Below are 14,956 nucleotides of genomic sequence, written 5' to 3' on the forward strand. Positions count from 1 at the left end.
GTTGTCGTCGGTCCTCGACGCTCCGCGTCGACTCCCTCCTCCGCCTTGCAGCTGCACGCACCAAGCCCCGCTCGGGTCGGCCAGGTGGCGCGGTCCCTCGGGGCCGGCCTGATCCGGAAGAAAGACCCTAGACCTGCGCCGGCTGCGGCTCTTCGGAGGCCTTGGCCGTCGGCTGCCGCTTCGCCGCCCGCTTCTTCGCCCTGCGCTCCTTGCGCAGCTCCAGCATCGCGTAGAGCGTCGGGACGAGGAGCAGGGTCAGCAGGGTCGAGGTGATCAGGCCGCCGATGACGACCACGGCCAGCGGCTGGGCGATGAAGCCGCCCTCGCCGGTGACGCCCAGGGCCATCGGGAGCAGGGCGAAGATGGTCGCCAGCGCCGTCATCAGGATCGGCCGCAGCCGGTGCCGGCCGCCCTCGACGACGGCCTCCACCACGCCGTGGCCCTGCGCCCGGTACTGGTTGATCAGGTCGATCAGCACGATCGCGTTGGTCACCACGATGCCGATCAGCATCAGCATGCCGATCATCGCGGGCACGCCCATCGGGGTGCCGGTGGCGACCAGCAGGCCGATCGCGCCCGTCGCCGCGAACGGGATGGAGACCAGCAGGATCAGCGGCTGGGCGAGCGAGCGGAACGTCGCGACCAGCAGCATGAAGACGATCGCGATGGCCGCCAGCATGGCCAGGCCCAGGTTCTTGAACGCGTCGTCCTGGTCGGAGCTGACACCGCCGATCTCGGCCGTGGCGCCCGCCGGGAGCTTCAGGGCCTTGATCTTCGTCTGCAGCTTGCTGCTGATCGCACCCGTGTTGTCACCGGTCGGCCGGGCCGTGACGGTGGCCGCGCGCTGCCCGTCGATGCGGGTCATGGACACCGGGCCGTCCACCAGCCGCACCGTGGCGATGCCGGCGAGCTTCACCGGGCCGAGGCGCAGCCTCTTCAGCTGGGCCAGCGTGGTCGCGGGCTTCGCCGACCGTACGACGACGTCCCGCTCGGTGTCGTCCAGGATCGCCTTGGCCGCCGTCGTCCCGCGCACGGCCTGCGCCACCGCGGCGCCCAGCTTCTGGTCGTCGAACCCGGCCGCCGCCGCCTTGGCGTTGGCCCTGACGGAGATCCGCGGCACGCTCCGCGCGAGGTCGCTGCTGACGTCCGTGACGTGGTCGAGGCCGGCGACCGTGGAGCGGACCTGCTCCGCCGCCGTCCGCAGCGCCCGCGGGTCGGACGCCTTGACCACGACGCTCAGGTCCTGGTTGCCGAAGCCGTCACCGGCCGACACGGTGGTCGTACCGATGCCTTCGAGCTTCTTCAGGCCGTCCTCCAGGTGCTTTTGCACCTCGTCGTAGGACGCGGAGTCCTCGAGCATCACCTGGTACGACGCCTGGTTGGTGTCGGTGCCGCCGCCGAAGGCCGCCATGAAGCCGGAGGAGCCGACGGTGACCTGGTAGTCCTTCACGCCCTCGGTGGAGGCGAGCAGCTTCTCGACCTTCTTCGCCTGCGCGTCGGTGGCGGCCAGGCTGGTGCCGGGCTTCAGCTTCTGCTTGACGGTCAGGACCTCCTGGTCGCCCTGGTCGAAGAAGTTCGTCTTCAGCAGGCCGGACATGCCGAAGGTGACGACCAGGACGACGATCGCCAGAGCCACGCTGGTGAGGCGGCGGCGGGTCGCGAAGCGCAGGACGGGGACGTAGGCGCGCTGCAGGCGGCTGCCGGCCTCCTTCTCCTCGGCCTTGCGGCGGGCCTCGGCCGCGTCGCCCGGGGTGCCCTTCGGGGCGCGCAGGAACCAGTACGACAGCACCGGCACCACCGTCAGCGACACCAGCAGGGAGGCCAGCAGGGCCGCCGTCACCGTGATGCTGAACGAGCCGAACAGGGCGCCCACCATGCCGCCGACCAGGCCGATCGGCAGGAACACGGCGACCGTGGTGAGGGTGGAGGAGGTGACCGCGCCGGCCACCTCGCGCACCGCGGTGAGGATGGCCTCCTTGCGCTCCTCGCCGTAGCCGAGGTGGCGCTTGATGTTCTCCAGGACCACGATCGAGTCGTCGACGACGCGGCCGACGGCGATGGTCAGCGCGCCCAGCGTCAGCATGTTCAGCGACAGGTCGCGCATCCACAGCACGAGCAGCGCGAGGACCACGGACAGCGGGATGGACACCGCGGTGACCAGGGTGGAGCGGACCGAGGCCAGGAAGACCAGGATCACCAGGACGGCGAAGAGCAGGCCGAGCGCGCCCTCCGTGGTCAGGCCCTTGATGGACTTGGACACGGCCGGGCCCTGGTCGCTGACGACGGTGAGCCGCGCGCCGGAGCCGAGGTCCGCGCGCAGGCCGGGCAGCTTGTCCTTGACCGCCTCGGAGATGGAGACCGCGCTGCCGTCGTGGTCCATCGTGACGTTGACGGCGAGGCTGGGCCGGCCGTCGGTGCGGGTGATGGAGTCGGCCGGGGCCGGCCGTTCCCGCACGGTGGCCACGGACCCGAGGCGCACCGGCTTCCCGGCGCCCTCGCCGGTGACCCTCAGGTCCTCGATCTGCTTGAGCGAGGTGAAGCCGCCGCCGACCTGGACGGTGCGGTTCGCGCCGTCCTCGTCGAAGGAGCCGGCCGGGACGGTCGCGCCGCCCGCCTGGAGGGCCTGGCCGAGGGCGGCGGGGGTGAGGCCGGCCCGGGCGAGCTTCGCGTCGTCCGGGGTGACGGTGACCTGGAGGTCGCGCACGCCCATGACCTGGACGCGGCCGACGCCGTCGATGCCCTTCAGCGCCGGTACGACGGTGGTGTCGAGCTGGTCGGCGAGGGCCTGCTGGTCCTTGTCCGAGGTGACGGCGAGGACCACGGTCGGCATGTCGTCCGTGGAGCCGGAGACGACCTGCGGGTCGACGTCGTCCGGGAGCCGGTTGCGGGCCCGGTTCACGGCCTGCTGGACGTCGGAGACGATCCGGTCGGTGTCGTTGCCGTAGTCGAAGGACGCCATGATCACGGCGTTGCCCTCGCTCGCGGTGGAGGTGACTCCGGTGACGCCGTCGACGCCCTGGAGGTTGTCCTCGATCGGCTCGACGACCTGCTTCTCGACCACGTCGGGCGAGGCGCCCTGGTACGGCGCGATGACCGACACCATGGGCAGTTCGATGGTGGGCAGCAGCTGCTGCTTGATCTGGGGTATCGCGATCAGCCCGAAGGCGAGCGCGATGATCGACACGAGCCCGACGAGGGCCCGTTGGGCGAGGCTGAATCTGGACAGCCAGGACATGGGTCAGGGTCTCTCTTCTGTGAGCGGCAGAAGCGGCAAGGACGCAGGTGAGCGCCCACTCGACCACCCTGAGCCATGCCGGGGGCCCGTTCCGTAGGCCCCAGGTCCCGTTCCTTTACCGGGCCCCTACTCCACGCGCAGTACGCGGGGGTGGAGATCACTCCATCCTCGGACGGACCAGCCCCGACTCGTACGCGATCACGACGAGCTGCGCCCGGTCCCGCGCGCCCAGCTTGGCCATGGCCCGGTTGACGTGCGTCTTCACCGTCAGCGGGCTGACCGCCAGGCGTTCGGCGATCTCGTCGTTGGAGTGGCCGCCGGCTACCTGGACGAGGACCTCCCGCTCCCTGCCGGTGAGCGCGCCGAGCCGCTCGGAGCGGGCCGGGTCACGGCCGTCGCCGTCGCCGCCCTGGGCGAGGAAGCGGGCGATCAGGCCCTTGGTGGCGGCCGGGGACAGCAGCGCCTCGCCGCCGGCCGCGACCCGGATGGCGTTCAGCAGTTCCTCGGGCTCGCTGCCCTTGCCGAGGAAGCCGGAGGCGCCGGCCCGCAGCGCCTGGACGACGTAGTCGTCGACCTCGAACGTGGTCAGGATGACCACGCGGACCTGCGCGAGGGAGGGGTCGGCGCTGATCAGCCGGGTCGCGGCGAGACCGTCGGTGCCGGGCATCCGGATGTCCATGAGGACGATGTCGGGACCGTGCTCCCGGGCGAGCCGGACCGCCTCGGCGCCGTCGGAGGCCTCCCCCACCACCTCCATGTCGGACTCGGAGTCGACCAGCACCCGGAACGCGCTGCGCAGCAGTGCCTGGTCGTCGGCGAGCAGGACACGGATGGTCATACGGGCTCCCCCTGGGCCGTCGTCGTCTTGACCGGCAGGATCGCATGGACCCGGAAGCCGCTCCCGTAGCGGGGGCCGGTGGTCAGGGTGCCGCCGAGGGCGGTGACCCGCTCGCGCATGCCGAGCAGCCCGTGCCCGCCGCCGGCCTGCGGCGCGCCGGCCGTGCCCGAGCCGTCGTCCAGCACGGTGATCTCCAGGTGGGGGCCGACCCGTACGACGCTCACCTCGGCCTCGGCGTCGGGGCCCGCGTGCTTCTGCACGTTGGTGAGGGCCTCCTGGACGATCCGGTAGGCGGCCAGGTCGACGGCGGCCGGGAGCTCGGCGCCCTGGTCGGCGCGGGCCACGGCCACCGGCAGGCCCGCGCTGCGGAAGGTGTCGGCCAGCTCCTCCAGGCGGCTCAGGCCGGGGGCCGGTTCGGTGGGGGCCTCCGGGTCGCCGGACTGGCGGAGCAGGCCGACGGTGGCACGGAGTTCGTTCAGCGCGCTGCGGCTGGCCTCCCGGACGTGCGCGAGGGCCTCCTTGGCCTGGTCGGGCCGCTTGTCCATGACGTGGGCGGCGACGCCGGCCTGCACATTGACCAGGGCGATGTGGTGCGCGACGACGTCGTGCAGGTCGCGGGCGATCCGCAGCCGCTCCTCGGCGACCCGGCGGCGCGCCTCCTCCTCCCGGGTGCGTTCGGCGCGTTCCGCGCGGTCCCGCATGGCCTGCACCACCGCGCGACGGCTGCGTACGGCGTCCCCCGCGGTGGCGCCGATGCCGGTCCAGGCGAGCACGCCCAGGTTCTCCTGGGCGTACCAGGGCAGCGGGCCGGCGAGCATGGCGGCGGCGGTCAGCACGGTCATGGTGAGCAGGCCGAGGCGCCAGGTGGTGGGGCGGTCGGTGGTCGCGGCCACGGTGTAGAGGGCGACGACGGCGGACATCGCGACCGGGGCGCGCGGGTCGCCGGTGAGGAACTCGAGGAGGGACACCGTGCCGGTGACGGCCAGGACCGTGCGCGGGGTGCGGCGGCGGAAGACGAGCGCCGCCGCGCCGGCCAGCATCAGCAGCAGGCTGAGGGCGTCGGGGACCCGCAGCTCCCAGGTGACGCCCTGTTCGCCCCGGGGCACGGCGAAGGTGCCGGCGATCATGCAGGCCAGCACGCCCGCCGCGAGGGCCGCGTCCAGGGCGAGGGGGTGTGCCTTGAGGCCGCACCGGGCGCGTTCGAGAGTGCTCACGGAGGAACAGTACGGTTCCGGCACCGGGCGGCGACGGCAGAAGGGGTTTCCGGGCGGCCGGGGGCTCAGCCGGGGATCAGCCCGTCGTCGCTCAGCAGTTCCCGGACCTCCTCCAGCGTCGCGTCGGCCGACGGCAGGATCAGGTCGGACGGCTCCAGCGAGGCGTCGGGCAGCGGCGTGCCGAGTCGGCGGACGGCGTCCAGGAGGGCGCCGAGGGTGCGGCGGAAGCCGTCCCCGTCGCCGCTCTCCATCTCGGCCAGCAGCTCGTCGTCCAGCTCGTTCAGTTCGGTGAGGTGGGTGTCGTCCAGTCTCACCTGGCCCTCCCCCATGATCCGTACGATCATGTCGGCCTCCTCGGCTCGGGCCCCGGCGCCGCCTACTGCTTGTCGAAGCGCGGGGTGTCCTGCGGCTGCTGCTGGGACTGCCCCTGACCGGTGCCGCCCTCGATGGCCTGCTGCGGGGAGCCGCCGGCGAGCTCGGCCTTCATGCGCTGCAGTTCCAGCTCTACATCCGTACCACCGGAGAGCCGGTCCAGCTCGGCCTGGATGTCGTCCTTGTGCATGCCGGACTGGTCGTCCAGGGCGCCGGAGGCGAGCAGTTCGTCGATGGCGCCGGCCCGGGCCTGGAGCTGGGCGGTCTTGTCCTCGGCGCGCTGGATGGCCAGGCCGACGTCGCCCATCTCCTCGGAGATGCCGGAGAAGGCCTCGCCGATGCGGGTCTGGGCCTGGGCGGCGGTGTAGGTGGCCTTGATGGTCTCCTTCTTCGTACGGAAGGCGTCCACCTTGGCCTGGAGGCGCTGGGCCGCCAGGGTGAGCTTCTCCTCCTCGCCCTGGAGGGTCGCGTGCTGCGTCTCCAGGTCCGTGACCTGCTGCTGGAGAGCGGCCTTGCGGGACAGCGCCTCGCGGGCCAGGTCCTCCCGGCCGAGCGCGAGCGCCTTGCGGCCCTGGTCCTCCAGCTTCGACGACTGCTGCTGGAGCTGGTTGAGCTGGAGCTCCAGGCGCTTGCGGGAGGTGGCCACGTCCGCCACGCCACGGCGGACCTTCTGCAGCAGCTCCAGCTGCTTCTGGTACGAGTAATCGAGGGTCTCGCGCGGGTCCTCGGCCCGGTCAAGGGCCTTGTTCGCCTTCGCGCGGAAGATCATCCCCATACGCTTCATGACACCGCTCATGGGCTTCGCGCGCCCCCTTCTGACGGACTCCAGCTCACCGATCCTGCGACAGGACCCACAGTACGGGCCCTGCTTCCATTACCGCACCGTTCGCGGGGTGATGCGCTCATCCCCGAGGACGACTGCGGACCGCTCCGCTCCGGCGTGAGGAGTAGGTGATCCACCCTGAAGACGTCCGGCGTTGCCGGATCGTTCCCCACCGGACTGGGGTCCATGCCGGTGCAGCCCTTACCCTTGGGTTTTGTGTTCCGTAGCCGTGCCAAGGAAGAGAAGGCCCCCGCCGACAAGGCGGTGGTGACCGACTCCAAGCAGCCCCGTGACCCGCAGGCCCCCAAGGGCAGGCCCACGCCCAAGCGCAGTGAGGCCCAGTCCCAGCGCCGCAGCGTCGCCCACACGCCGACCAACCGCAAGGAGGCAGCCAAGCGCCAGCGCGAGGAGCGGCGGCGGGCGCTGGAGCGGCAGCGCCAGGCGCTGGCCGGCGGCGACGAGCGCTACCTGCCCGCCCGGGACAGGGGCCCGGTCCGGCGGTTCGCCCGGGACTGGACGGACTCGCGGTTCAACGTGGCGGAGTTCTTCCTGCCGCTCGCCGTGGTCATCCTGGTGCTGAGCGTGGTGCGGGTGCCCGCGATCCAGAGCATCGCGCTGCTGCTGTGGCTGGTCGTGATCGTGCTGATCGTGCTGGACTCGGCGTTCAGCGGCTTCCGGCTGAAGAAGCGGCTCAAGGAGCGCTTCCCGGACGAGAACACCCGCGGCGCGGTCGCCTACGCCCTGATGCGGTCCCTCCAGATGCGCCGGCTTCGGCTGCCGAAGCCGCAGGTCAAGCGCGGAGAGCGGCCCTGAGCGCTGACGCTTTCACCGGGGGCGCGGCCGAGGCCCGGCCGGACAGGCTGGGCGGCCTGCGGGATGTCGTGAGCCAGGAGCTGGTGGCGCGGCAGCTGGACGAGCAGATAGCCGGGCGGTTCCCGGTCGGGCGGCGGCTGCGGGTGCTCGACGTGGGGATGGGCCGGGGCGCGCAGGCGCTGCGGCTGGCCCGGCTCGGCCACCAGGTGACCGGGGTCGAGCAGGACGCGACGATGATCGCCGCCGCCCGGGAGGCCGTGGCCCGGGAGCCGGAGGGCATCCGGGAGCGGGTCCGGCTGGTGCAGGGCGACGGGCGGGACACCGGCGTGCACTTCCTGCCGGGCAGCTTCGACGTGGTGCTGTGCCACGCCGTACTGATGTACGTCGAGGAGCCCGATCCGCTGGTGGCGGGCCTGGCCCGGATGCTGGCCCCCGGCGGTCTGCTCTCCCTTCTGGTCCGCAACGGCGACGCGCTCGCCATGCGGCCGGGCCTGACCGGCGACTGGGCCGGCGCCCTGGCCGCCTTCGACACCACCGCGTACCGCAACCGTCTCGGTCGGGACGTCCGCGCCGACCGCCTGGCCTCCCTGACCGCCACGCTCGCCGGTATCGCCGCTCCGCTGCACGCCTGGTACGGCGTCCGGGTCTTCACGGACACGGCGGCGGACGACGCGGCGGTACCCGACGACCTGCGGACGCTGCTCGCGGTGGAGGAGCGGGCCGGGCGCACGGACCCCTACCGCGGGGTGGCGGCGCTGCTGCATCTGTGCGGGGTACGCGGCTGAGCCCGTTCGGCGCAACGGCGCGGGACGGATGATCACCCGGCGGTGAGACTCGGGGCATGGACGCTTCCCGTATCCGTGCGCGCGCCCCGCGGACGGCCGTCCGCGCCGCCGCGCTGGCGTGCTGCGCGGCCCTCGCCGCCGGCTGCACCGTCCCCGCCGCCCCGGCCGGGCGGGACGCCCCGGCGACGGCTCCGGCGGGCACCGGGGCGGCCGTGCCGATGGCCGCGAGCGACCTGCAGAGCCAGTACCAGAGGGTCATCAGGGAGGTGCTGCCGTCGGTCGTGCAGATCCAGGCGAGCCACGAGCTGGGCTCCGGGGTGGTGTACGACGGCAACGGACACATCGTCACCAACGCGCACGTGGTCGGGTCGGAGAAGACCTTCCAGGTGACCACGGCCAGCAACGAGGAGCCGCTCACCGCGAGCCTGGTCTACTCCTACCCCGAGCAGGACCTGGCCGTGATCCGGCTGGACCGGGCGCCGGACGGGCTGAAGCCGGCGGTGTTCGGGAACTCCGACAAGGTGGAGGTCGGCCAGATCGTGCTGGCGATGGGGTCCCCGCTGGGGCTGTCGTCCAGCGTGACCCAGGGCATCGTCTCGGCGACCGGACGGACCGTCAGCGAGGGCAGCACGCAGGGCGGTACGGGCGCGACGATCGCGAACATGGTGCAGACGTCGGCCGCGATCAACCCCGGCAACAGCGGCGGCGCCCTGGTCGACCTCGACGGGCAGGTGATCGGCATCCCGACCCTCGCGGCGGCCGATCCGGGCCTCGGCGGCAGCGCGGCGCCGGGCATCGGATTCGCGATCCCGGCGTCGATGGTGCGGACGATCGCCGACCAGATCGTCAGGCACGGCAAGGTCGTCGACTCCGGACGGGCGGCCCTCGACATCACCGGGCGGACCGTCGTGGACGACCGCTACCAGCCGGTCGGGGTGGCGGTGGTCAGCGTCCAGGCCGGCGGCGCGGCCGAACGGGCGGGCCTGCGGCCCGGGGACATCATCACCAGGGTGGGTGACGAGCCCATCACCACCATCACCTCGCTCGCCGAGGCGCTGGCGGCCGACAGGCCGGGCCGGCGGACGGCGGTGACGTACCTGCGCGACGGCGCGGAGAAGACGGTCCAGGTGACGCTGGGCGAGCAGTGAGGAGGTGAGGAGGGCGGCCCCGCGGCCCCCTCCCCGCCTCCTCGTCCCGCCGGTGGCCTCAGGCGTCCGCCTGCAGGCTCATCGGCCCGTAGATCTCGGTGGTCTCCTCGAACAGCCGCACCTGGTCGGCCCCGCCCTCCAGCAGCGCCTTCCAGTGTTCGCCGATCCAGGACTCGGCGTCGCCCTGGGTGGTGAACTCCTCGGGCTGCACGGCCGGCTGGACCTCCGTCCCGTCGGCCTTCTCGAACCGCCACGTCCATGCCGTCATGTGGGCCTCCTTTGATCCAACACCTGCCGAGAGCCTAGCCGGAAGCGCAAGACCTGCTCAGAGAGGTGAAAATCGATCTGTGGACATCACTCTGCTCGGTACCGGCGCCCCCGCGGGACTGCCTCGCCCCGACTGTTCCTGTGCCGCCTGTGCGACCGCGCTCGGGCCGGACGCGCGGGCCGCGACCGCGGTGCTGGTGGACGGCGCGCTGCTGCTCGACCTGACACCGGGTGCGGCCTTCGCGGCGGCGCGCGCCGGCCATTCGCTGGGCGGGGTGCGGCAGGTGCTGCTGTCGCACCCGCACGACGGTCCCGCGGTGGAGGTGCCGGCCGGGCTGCCGCAGCCCGGCCGAGTGCCGGACGGCCGGGAGTTGGCGCTGCTGACGGGGCATCGGGTGCGGGCGGTGGCGATGGACGCGGGCGGCACCGGGTACGCGGTGACCGGGCCGGACGGGCAGCGGCTGCTGTACCTGCCGCCGGGCGGGGCGCCGGCCGGTCTGGAGGAGGCCACGGCGGAGTCGTACGACATGCTCCTCGCGGACGTCGTCGGGCGGCCCGACGCGCTCGCCCGGCTCCGCGCGGTGGGCTCGGTCGGGCCGACGACGGACGTGCTCGCGGTCCACCTGGACCACGACGTGCCGCCCGGCGCGGAGTTGCGGCGCCGGCTCGCGGCGGCCGGGGCGCGGGCGGTGCCGGACGGTACGACGCTGGTGGTCGGGGCGTACGAGGACGTGCCGGACGTGCCGCGGCGGACACTGGTGCTGGGCGGGGCGCGCTCGGGCAAGTCGGTGGAGGCGGAGCGGCGGCTGGAGGCCTTCCCGGACGTGCTGTACGTGGCGACGGGCGGCACGCGGGGCGGGGACACCGAGTGGGCGGCCCGGGTGGCCGCGCACCGGGAGCGGCGGCCGGGGTCGTGGCGTACGACGGAGACGACGGACCTGGTGCCGCTGCTGGCCGCGGACGGGCCGCCGCTGCTGATCGACTGTCTGTCGCTGTGGCTGACCGATGTCATGGACTCCGTGGGGGCGTGGGACGACGCGGAGTGGGCGGGCGGCGGCGAGAAGGCGCTGCGGGAGCGGGTGCGGGAGCTGGCGTCGGCGGTGCGCGCGACCCGTCGGACCGTGGTGGCGGTGTCCAACGAGGTCGGTTCCGGGATCGTCCCCGCGACGGCCTCCGGGCGGCGGTACCGGGACGAACTGGGGCGGCTGAACGCGGCGTTCGGGGCGGAGTGCGAACAGGTGCTGCTGGTCGTCGCCGGGCAGGCGCTGGTGCTCAGGGGGTGAGCTGCTTGCGGGCCACGATCCGGTACGCGTTGGAGAAGCGGGTGCGGCGGAAGAGGGGGGCGAGGACGTGGTCCAGTGCCGCGGCCACGTCCAGGAGGGGGCTCGCCGCGAGCTGGAGCAGCGGGGGCGCGGGGGCCAGGGAGAGGGCGACGGCGGCGGTGAGGTCGTAGGGCACGTGCGGATGCTTGCGGTCCGTCACCAGGATCGTGCAGCCCAGGGCCTCCAGTTCGGCGCGCAGGTTGGCCAGGGGCGGCAGGTGCAGGTGGCGCGGCTGGCCGTAGGGCAGCCACCGTCTGCCGAGGAGCGTGGCGAACAGGCAACGGGGGTCGGGGACTTCGACGACCAGGTGGCCGCCGGGCCGCAGCACGGTGAGCGCGGCCCGCAGTTCGGCGCGCGGATCGGGCGCGTGCTCCAGGTGGTGGAACAGGGTGACCACGTCGTACCGGGCGTGCAGCCGCGCCGCCATCCCCGGCGTCGCCAGGTAGCCGCGGTGCGCCTCCTCCACCCGTCCCTCCCGCAGCGCCTGCTCCACCCGGGCCGTCGGGTCGAGCCCGTCGAAGCTGGTGTAGGGGAAGAACTCCTTCGCCGCCTCGGGAAAGCGGCCGTGGCCCGTGCCGACGTCCAGCCAGCTCTCCGGCTCGTGCAGCGCCGACAGGCGCCAGGCGGTGGTGCGGTGCCGGCGGCGGACCGCTGCCGGGGAGAGGACGCGGGCGGTGAGCTCGTCGAGGTGCCGCTCGTAGAAGTCCCGGTGGAAGAAGGCGATTCCCTCCGCGCTGAGCCGCGGGTTCTGGAAGGCGTGGCCGCAGTCCCGGCACCGGTCGAGGGCGAACGTGCCCTGCCGGTGGCGCAGCGGGTCGGGCGCGCGCACCCGGGTGCGCAGGCGGCGGGAGCCGCACCAGGGGCAGTCCTCGCGGCGGGGCTCCTGGAAGGGGTCGAAGTCGGTGGTGATCTGCGGGGTGAGGGGCGAGGTCGGCATGGGCGGCTCCCTGTGCGACATTCCGCGGCAAACCGGAACGTATGGGATACCGATCTGAGGTGCAAAGACGTCGTGGGGGTGTGGTGGCGATGTGGCGCGGGAGCCGTCCTCGGCTGGCGGTACTGTTCGGCGAATGAGCAGCCTTAATCTGGACGACTTCACCGATCTGATCGAGCGCCCGGACGGGGGCGTGCGCCGTGACGCCGAGGCCCGGCGGGAGCGCCAGATCGTGCCGCCGGGGGCGCTGGGCCGGCTGGACGAGCTGGGCGAATGGCTGGCGGCCGCGCGGGGCGCCGTACCGGTACGGCCGGTCGAACGGCCGCGGGTGGTGCTGTTCGCCGGTGACCACGGCGTCGCCGAGCTGGGCGTGTCGGCGCGGCCCGCGGGCGGTGCGGAGAAGCTGGTGCGGGCGGTGCTGGAGGGTGCCAGCCCGGTGTCCGTGCTCGCGCGCCGGCTGGAGGTGCCGGTGCGGGTCGTGGACATGGCGCTGGACTGCGAGCCGGACGCCTTCCCCAAGGATGTGACACGGCACCGGGTGCGGCGGGGCAGCGGCCGTATCGACATCGAGGACGCGCTCACGGCGGAGGAGGCCGAGGCCGCCCTGCTGGCGGGTGTCGCGGTCGCCGACGAGGAGGCCGACTCGGGCACCGATCTCGTGGTGCTCGGTGATGTCAGCGTGGGCGGGACCACGCCGGCGGCGGTGCTGATCGCCGCGCTGTGCGGGACCGACGCGTCCGTGGTGACCGGGCGGGGCGGGGTCGCGATCGACGACCTGGCGTGGATGCGCAAGTGCGCGGCGATCCGGGACGCGCTCCGGCGGGCCCGGCCGGTGCTCGGGGACCAGCTCCAGCTGCTGGCGGCGGTGGGCGGGGCGGACCTCGCGGCGATGACCGGGTTCCTCCTCCAGTGCGCGGTGCGGAAGCTGCCGGTGATCCTCGACGGGGTCGTGGCCGCCGCGTGCGCGCTGGTCGCCCAGCGGGTCGCGTTCCGGGCGCCGGACTGGTGGCTGGCCGGGCACGACAGCGGGGAGCCGGGACAGGCCAAGGCCCTGGACCGGATGGCCCTCGAACCCCTGCTGGCGCAGGGCGTGAAGGTCGGCGAGGGCGTCGGCGGACTGCTGGCCCTACCGCTGGTCCGGGCCGCGGCCGCCCTGGCCGCGGAGCTGCCGGAGACGCCGGGGGCCGAGGAGACGCCGGGGTCCGAGAAGACGGCGGGGTCCGAGAAGACGGCGGAGACGCAGGAGGCGCCGGGGGCCGAGTAGCCGGCCGCGGCCGGCGCGGCCGGTCCCACATCACCCCGCTCCCAGCGGCCGAGCAGAGAGCCGCAGCCGGAATGGCATGGTTCGTTGTGGTCGCGGCCATATGATCCTGTTCCATGGGAGATGCCCTAATTGCCGTGGAGCAGCGAGTCGGGGCGGCGCGGACGGGTGAGCGGGGGCGGCGGTCCGTCGGGGCGTCCCGGCGGGCCGCCGCCTTCGCCGTCTGGTATCTGCGGACCGTCGCCTTCATCAACTTCCTCAGCGCGGTGTGGGTCTCGCTCGGCCAGGACGTGCGCCGGCACAACCAGGACGACTTCTTCACGCCGTACCTGCTGACGGCCGGCTTCGCCTCCGGGGTGTTCACCGCCTTCCTGGCGATCACCATGCGGCGCCGCAAGCGGGCCGCGTGGATCCTCAACCTGGTGATGAGCGGGCTCTTCCTGGCCCTGTTCGCGTTCGCCATGGCGTTCCCGGAGATCCGGCGGTACCCGCAGAACTGGATCTCCCTGGCGCTGACGGCCGCCTTCGTGGGCGCGCTGCTCGTCGGCCGGCGGGAGTTCTACGCCAAGGGCGACCTGTCCAACCCGCGGCTCGCGGCCACGGTGGCCGTCGGCGGCGGACTGGTGGCGAGCCTGCTGGCCGGACTGCTGGTGACGGTCACCAACCAGGCGCCGGACGCGGCCCGTTCGACGTTCCCGGAGCGCTGGCACTACGGCACCCTGCGCCTGGTGTCCGTGGCCGCCGAGGAGTCCCACTTCCCGGGCATCGACCCGCCGAACTGGGCCAACGTGGCGGTCAACGTGCTCAGTACGGCCCTGGTCCTCGCCGTCCTCTACGCCGCCTTCCGGTCCCGGCGGGCCGTGGACCCGCTCACCGAGGACGACGAGCAGCGGCTGCGCGAGCTGCTGGAGCGGCACGGCGACCGCGACTCGCTCGGCTACTTCGCACTGCGCCGGGAGAAGTCCGTCGTGTGGTCGCCGACGCGGAAGGCGGGCGTCGCCTACCGGGTGGTCGGCGGGGTGAGCCTGGCGTCCGGGGACCCGATCGGGGACCCGGAGGCGTGGCCGGGGGCGATCGCGCCGTGGCTCGCCCAGGCACGGGCGCACGGCTGGATCCCGGCGGTGATGGGGGCGGGCGAGGAGGCCGGGACGGTCTACTCCCGGCACGGCCTGGACGCCCTCGAACTCGGGGACGAGGCGATCGTGGAGGTCGCCGAGTTCACCCTGGAGGGCCGGGCGATGCGCACCGTCCGGCAGGCGTACAACCGGGTGAAGCGGGCCGGGTACCGGGTGCGCATCCGGCGGCACGCGGACATCCCGGCCCAGGAGATGGCCTGCCTCGTCGAGCGGGCCGACGACTGGCGGGACGGCGCCACCGAGCGCGGCTTCAGCATGGCGCTGGGCCGGCTCGGGGACCCCGCGGACGGCCGGTGCGTGATGCTGGAGTGCACGGACGCCGAGGGCCGGCTGCGAGCGCTGCTCTCCTTCGTGCCGTGGGGGCCGCACGGGCTGTCCCTCGACCTGATGCGGCGGGGCCGAGACGCCGATGGTTCTGCCAACGGGCTGATGGAGTTCATGGTCATCGAGCTGCTGCGGCGGGCCGGCGAGATCGGGATCACTCAGGTCTCACTGAACTTCGCGATGTTCCGGTCGGTCTTCGAACGTGGCGCGCGTCTCGGGGCCGGTCCGGTGCTGAGGCTGTGGCGGTCGCTGCTCAGCTTCTTCTCACGCTGGTGGCAGATCGAGTCGCTGTACCGCGCCAACGCGAAGTACCGGCCCATCTGGGAGCCGCGGTTCCTGCTCTTCGAGAAGAGCGCGGACCTGCTGCGCATCGGCCTCGCCTCGGCCCGCGCGGAAGGCTTCCTGGAGGCGCCGGGACTACCGAAGTGGCTGCACCGCAGGCACCTGGACACGCACCGATGAGACACGCTCGACGGGGGAACGC

13 protein-coding genes are annotated in these 14,956 nt (G+C 73.3%); 6 read left to right on the forward strand and 7 right to left on the reverse strand.

Annotation, left to right across the window (positions count from 1 at the left end):
• Window positions 1–127: 127 nt before the first annotated feature.
• From ABZ923_RS27415 to ABZ923_RS27435, 5 genes are all read right to left on the reverse strand, one after another.
• Window positions 128–3,235, reverse strand: coding sequence for an efflux RND transporter permease subunit (locus ABZ923_RS27415; RefSeq protein ID WP_361476482.1), 3,108 nt, complete (start codon window positions 3,233–3,235; stop codon window positions 128–130).
• 157 nt (window positions 3,236–3,392) lie between these two features.
• Window positions 3,393–4,073, reverse strand: coding sequence for a response regulator transcription factor (locus tag ABZ923_RS27420; protein WP_361476484.1), 681 nt, complete (start codon window positions 4,071–4,073; stop codon window positions 3,393–3,395).
• Window positions 4,070–5,287 (reverse strand): sensor histidine kinase, encoded by a 1,218-nt coding sequence (locus ABZ923_RS27425; RefSeq protein ID WP_361476486.1) that lies wholly within the window; start codon window positions 5,285–5,287, stop codon window positions 4,070–4,072. Before ABZ923_RS27425 ends, ABZ923_RS27420 begins: the two co-directional genes overlap by 4 nt.
• 65 nt (window positions 5,288–5,352) lie before the next feature.
• Window positions 5,353–5,631 carry a hypothetical protein gene (locus ABZ923_RS27430; protein WP_361476488.1) on the reverse strand — a complete coding sequence of 93 codons (279 nt, stop codon included), beginning with the start codon at window positions 5,629–5,631 and terminating at the stop codon, window positions 5,353–5,355.
• Between the two features lie 32 nt (window positions 5,632–5,663).
• The gene (locus ABZ923_RS27435) at window positions 5,664–6,443 is read right to left on the reverse strand and encodes a PspA/IM30 family protein (RefSeq protein WP_078894006.1); all 780 of its coding nucleotides are present in this window, start codon (window positions 6,441–6,443) and stop codon (window positions 5,664–5,666) included.
• 225 nt (window positions 6,444–6,668) lie between these two features.
• On the opposite strand from ABZ923_RS27435, the gene ABZ923_RS27440 reads away from it, so the two are divergent.
• The 3 genes from ABZ923_RS27440 (at window position 6,669) to ABZ923_RS27450 (ending at window position 9,228) form a co-directional block, all read left to right on the forward strand.
• Entirely contained in the window at window positions 6,669–7,295 is a 627-nt protein-coding gene (locus tag ABZ923_RS27440; protein WP_361476491.1) for a DUF3043 domain-containing protein, read from the forward strand.
• Window positions 7,296–7,378: 83 nt separating this feature from the next.
• Entirely contained in the window at window positions 7,379–8,080 is a 702-nt protein-coding gene (locus ABZ923_RS27445; protein ID WP_361476557.1) for a class I SAM-dependent methyltransferase, read from the forward strand.
• A gap of 56 nt (window positions 8,081–8,136) precedes the next feature.
• On the forward strand, window positions 8,137–9,228 hold the full coding sequence (locus ABZ923_RS27450; RefSeq protein ID WP_361476493.1) for a trypsin-like peptidase domain-containing protein: 1,092 nt from the start codon (window positions 8,137–8,139) through the stop codon (window positions 9,226–9,228).
• A gap of 58 nt (window positions 9,229–9,286) precedes the next feature.
• On the opposite strand, the gene ABZ923_RS27455 is transcribed toward ABZ923_RS27450, so the two are convergent.
• On the reverse strand, window positions 9,287–9,496 hold the full coding sequence (locus ABZ923_RS27455) for a hypothetical protein (protein WP_030340902.1): 210 nt from the start codon (window positions 9,494–9,496) through the stop codon (window positions 9,287–9,289).
• A 79-nt stretch (window positions 9,497–9,575) separates the two neighbouring features.
• On the opposite strand from ABZ923_RS27455, the gene ABZ923_RS27460 reads away from it, so the two are divergent.
• A complete protein-coding gene (locus ABZ923_RS27460; protein WP_361476495.1) occupies window positions 9,576–10,778 on the forward strand; it encodes a bifunctional adenosylcobinamide kinase/adenosylcobinamide-phosphate guanylyltransferase in 1,203 nt (400 codons plus the stop codon).
• Here ABZ923_RS27460 and ABZ923_RS27465 read toward each other — a convergent pair.
• Entirely contained in the window at window positions 10,768–11,754 is a 987-nt protein-coding gene (locus ABZ923_RS27465) for a class I SAM-dependent methyltransferase (protein ID WP_361476497.1), read from the reverse strand. The genes ABZ923_RS27460 and ABZ923_RS27465 overlap by 11 nt on opposite strands.
• A gap of 133 nt (window positions 11,755–11,887) precedes the next feature.
• Here ABZ923_RS27465 and cobT point away from each other — a divergent pair, with 133 nt between their 5' ends.
• Window positions 11,888–13,015 (forward strand): nicotinate-nucleotide--dimethylbenzimidazole phosphoribosyltransferase, encoded by a 1,128-nt coding sequence (gene cobT / locus ABZ923_RS27470; protein ID WP_361476499.1) that lies wholly within the window; start codon window positions 11,888–11,890, stop codon window positions 13,013–13,015.
• A gap of 113 nt (window positions 13,016–13,128) precedes the next feature.
• Entirely contained in the window at window positions 13,129–14,934 is a 1,806-nt protein-coding gene (locus ABZ923_RS27475; RefSeq protein ID WP_361476501.1) for a phosphatidylglycerol lysyltransferase domain-containing protein, read from the forward strand.
• Window positions 14,935–14,956: the final 22 nt, after the last annotated feature.

Source organism: Streptomyces sp. NPDC046881 (assembly GCF_040645015.1).
Taxonomy (GTDB): Bacteria; Actinomycetota; Actinomycetes; order Streptomycetales; family Streptomycetaceae; genus Streptomyces.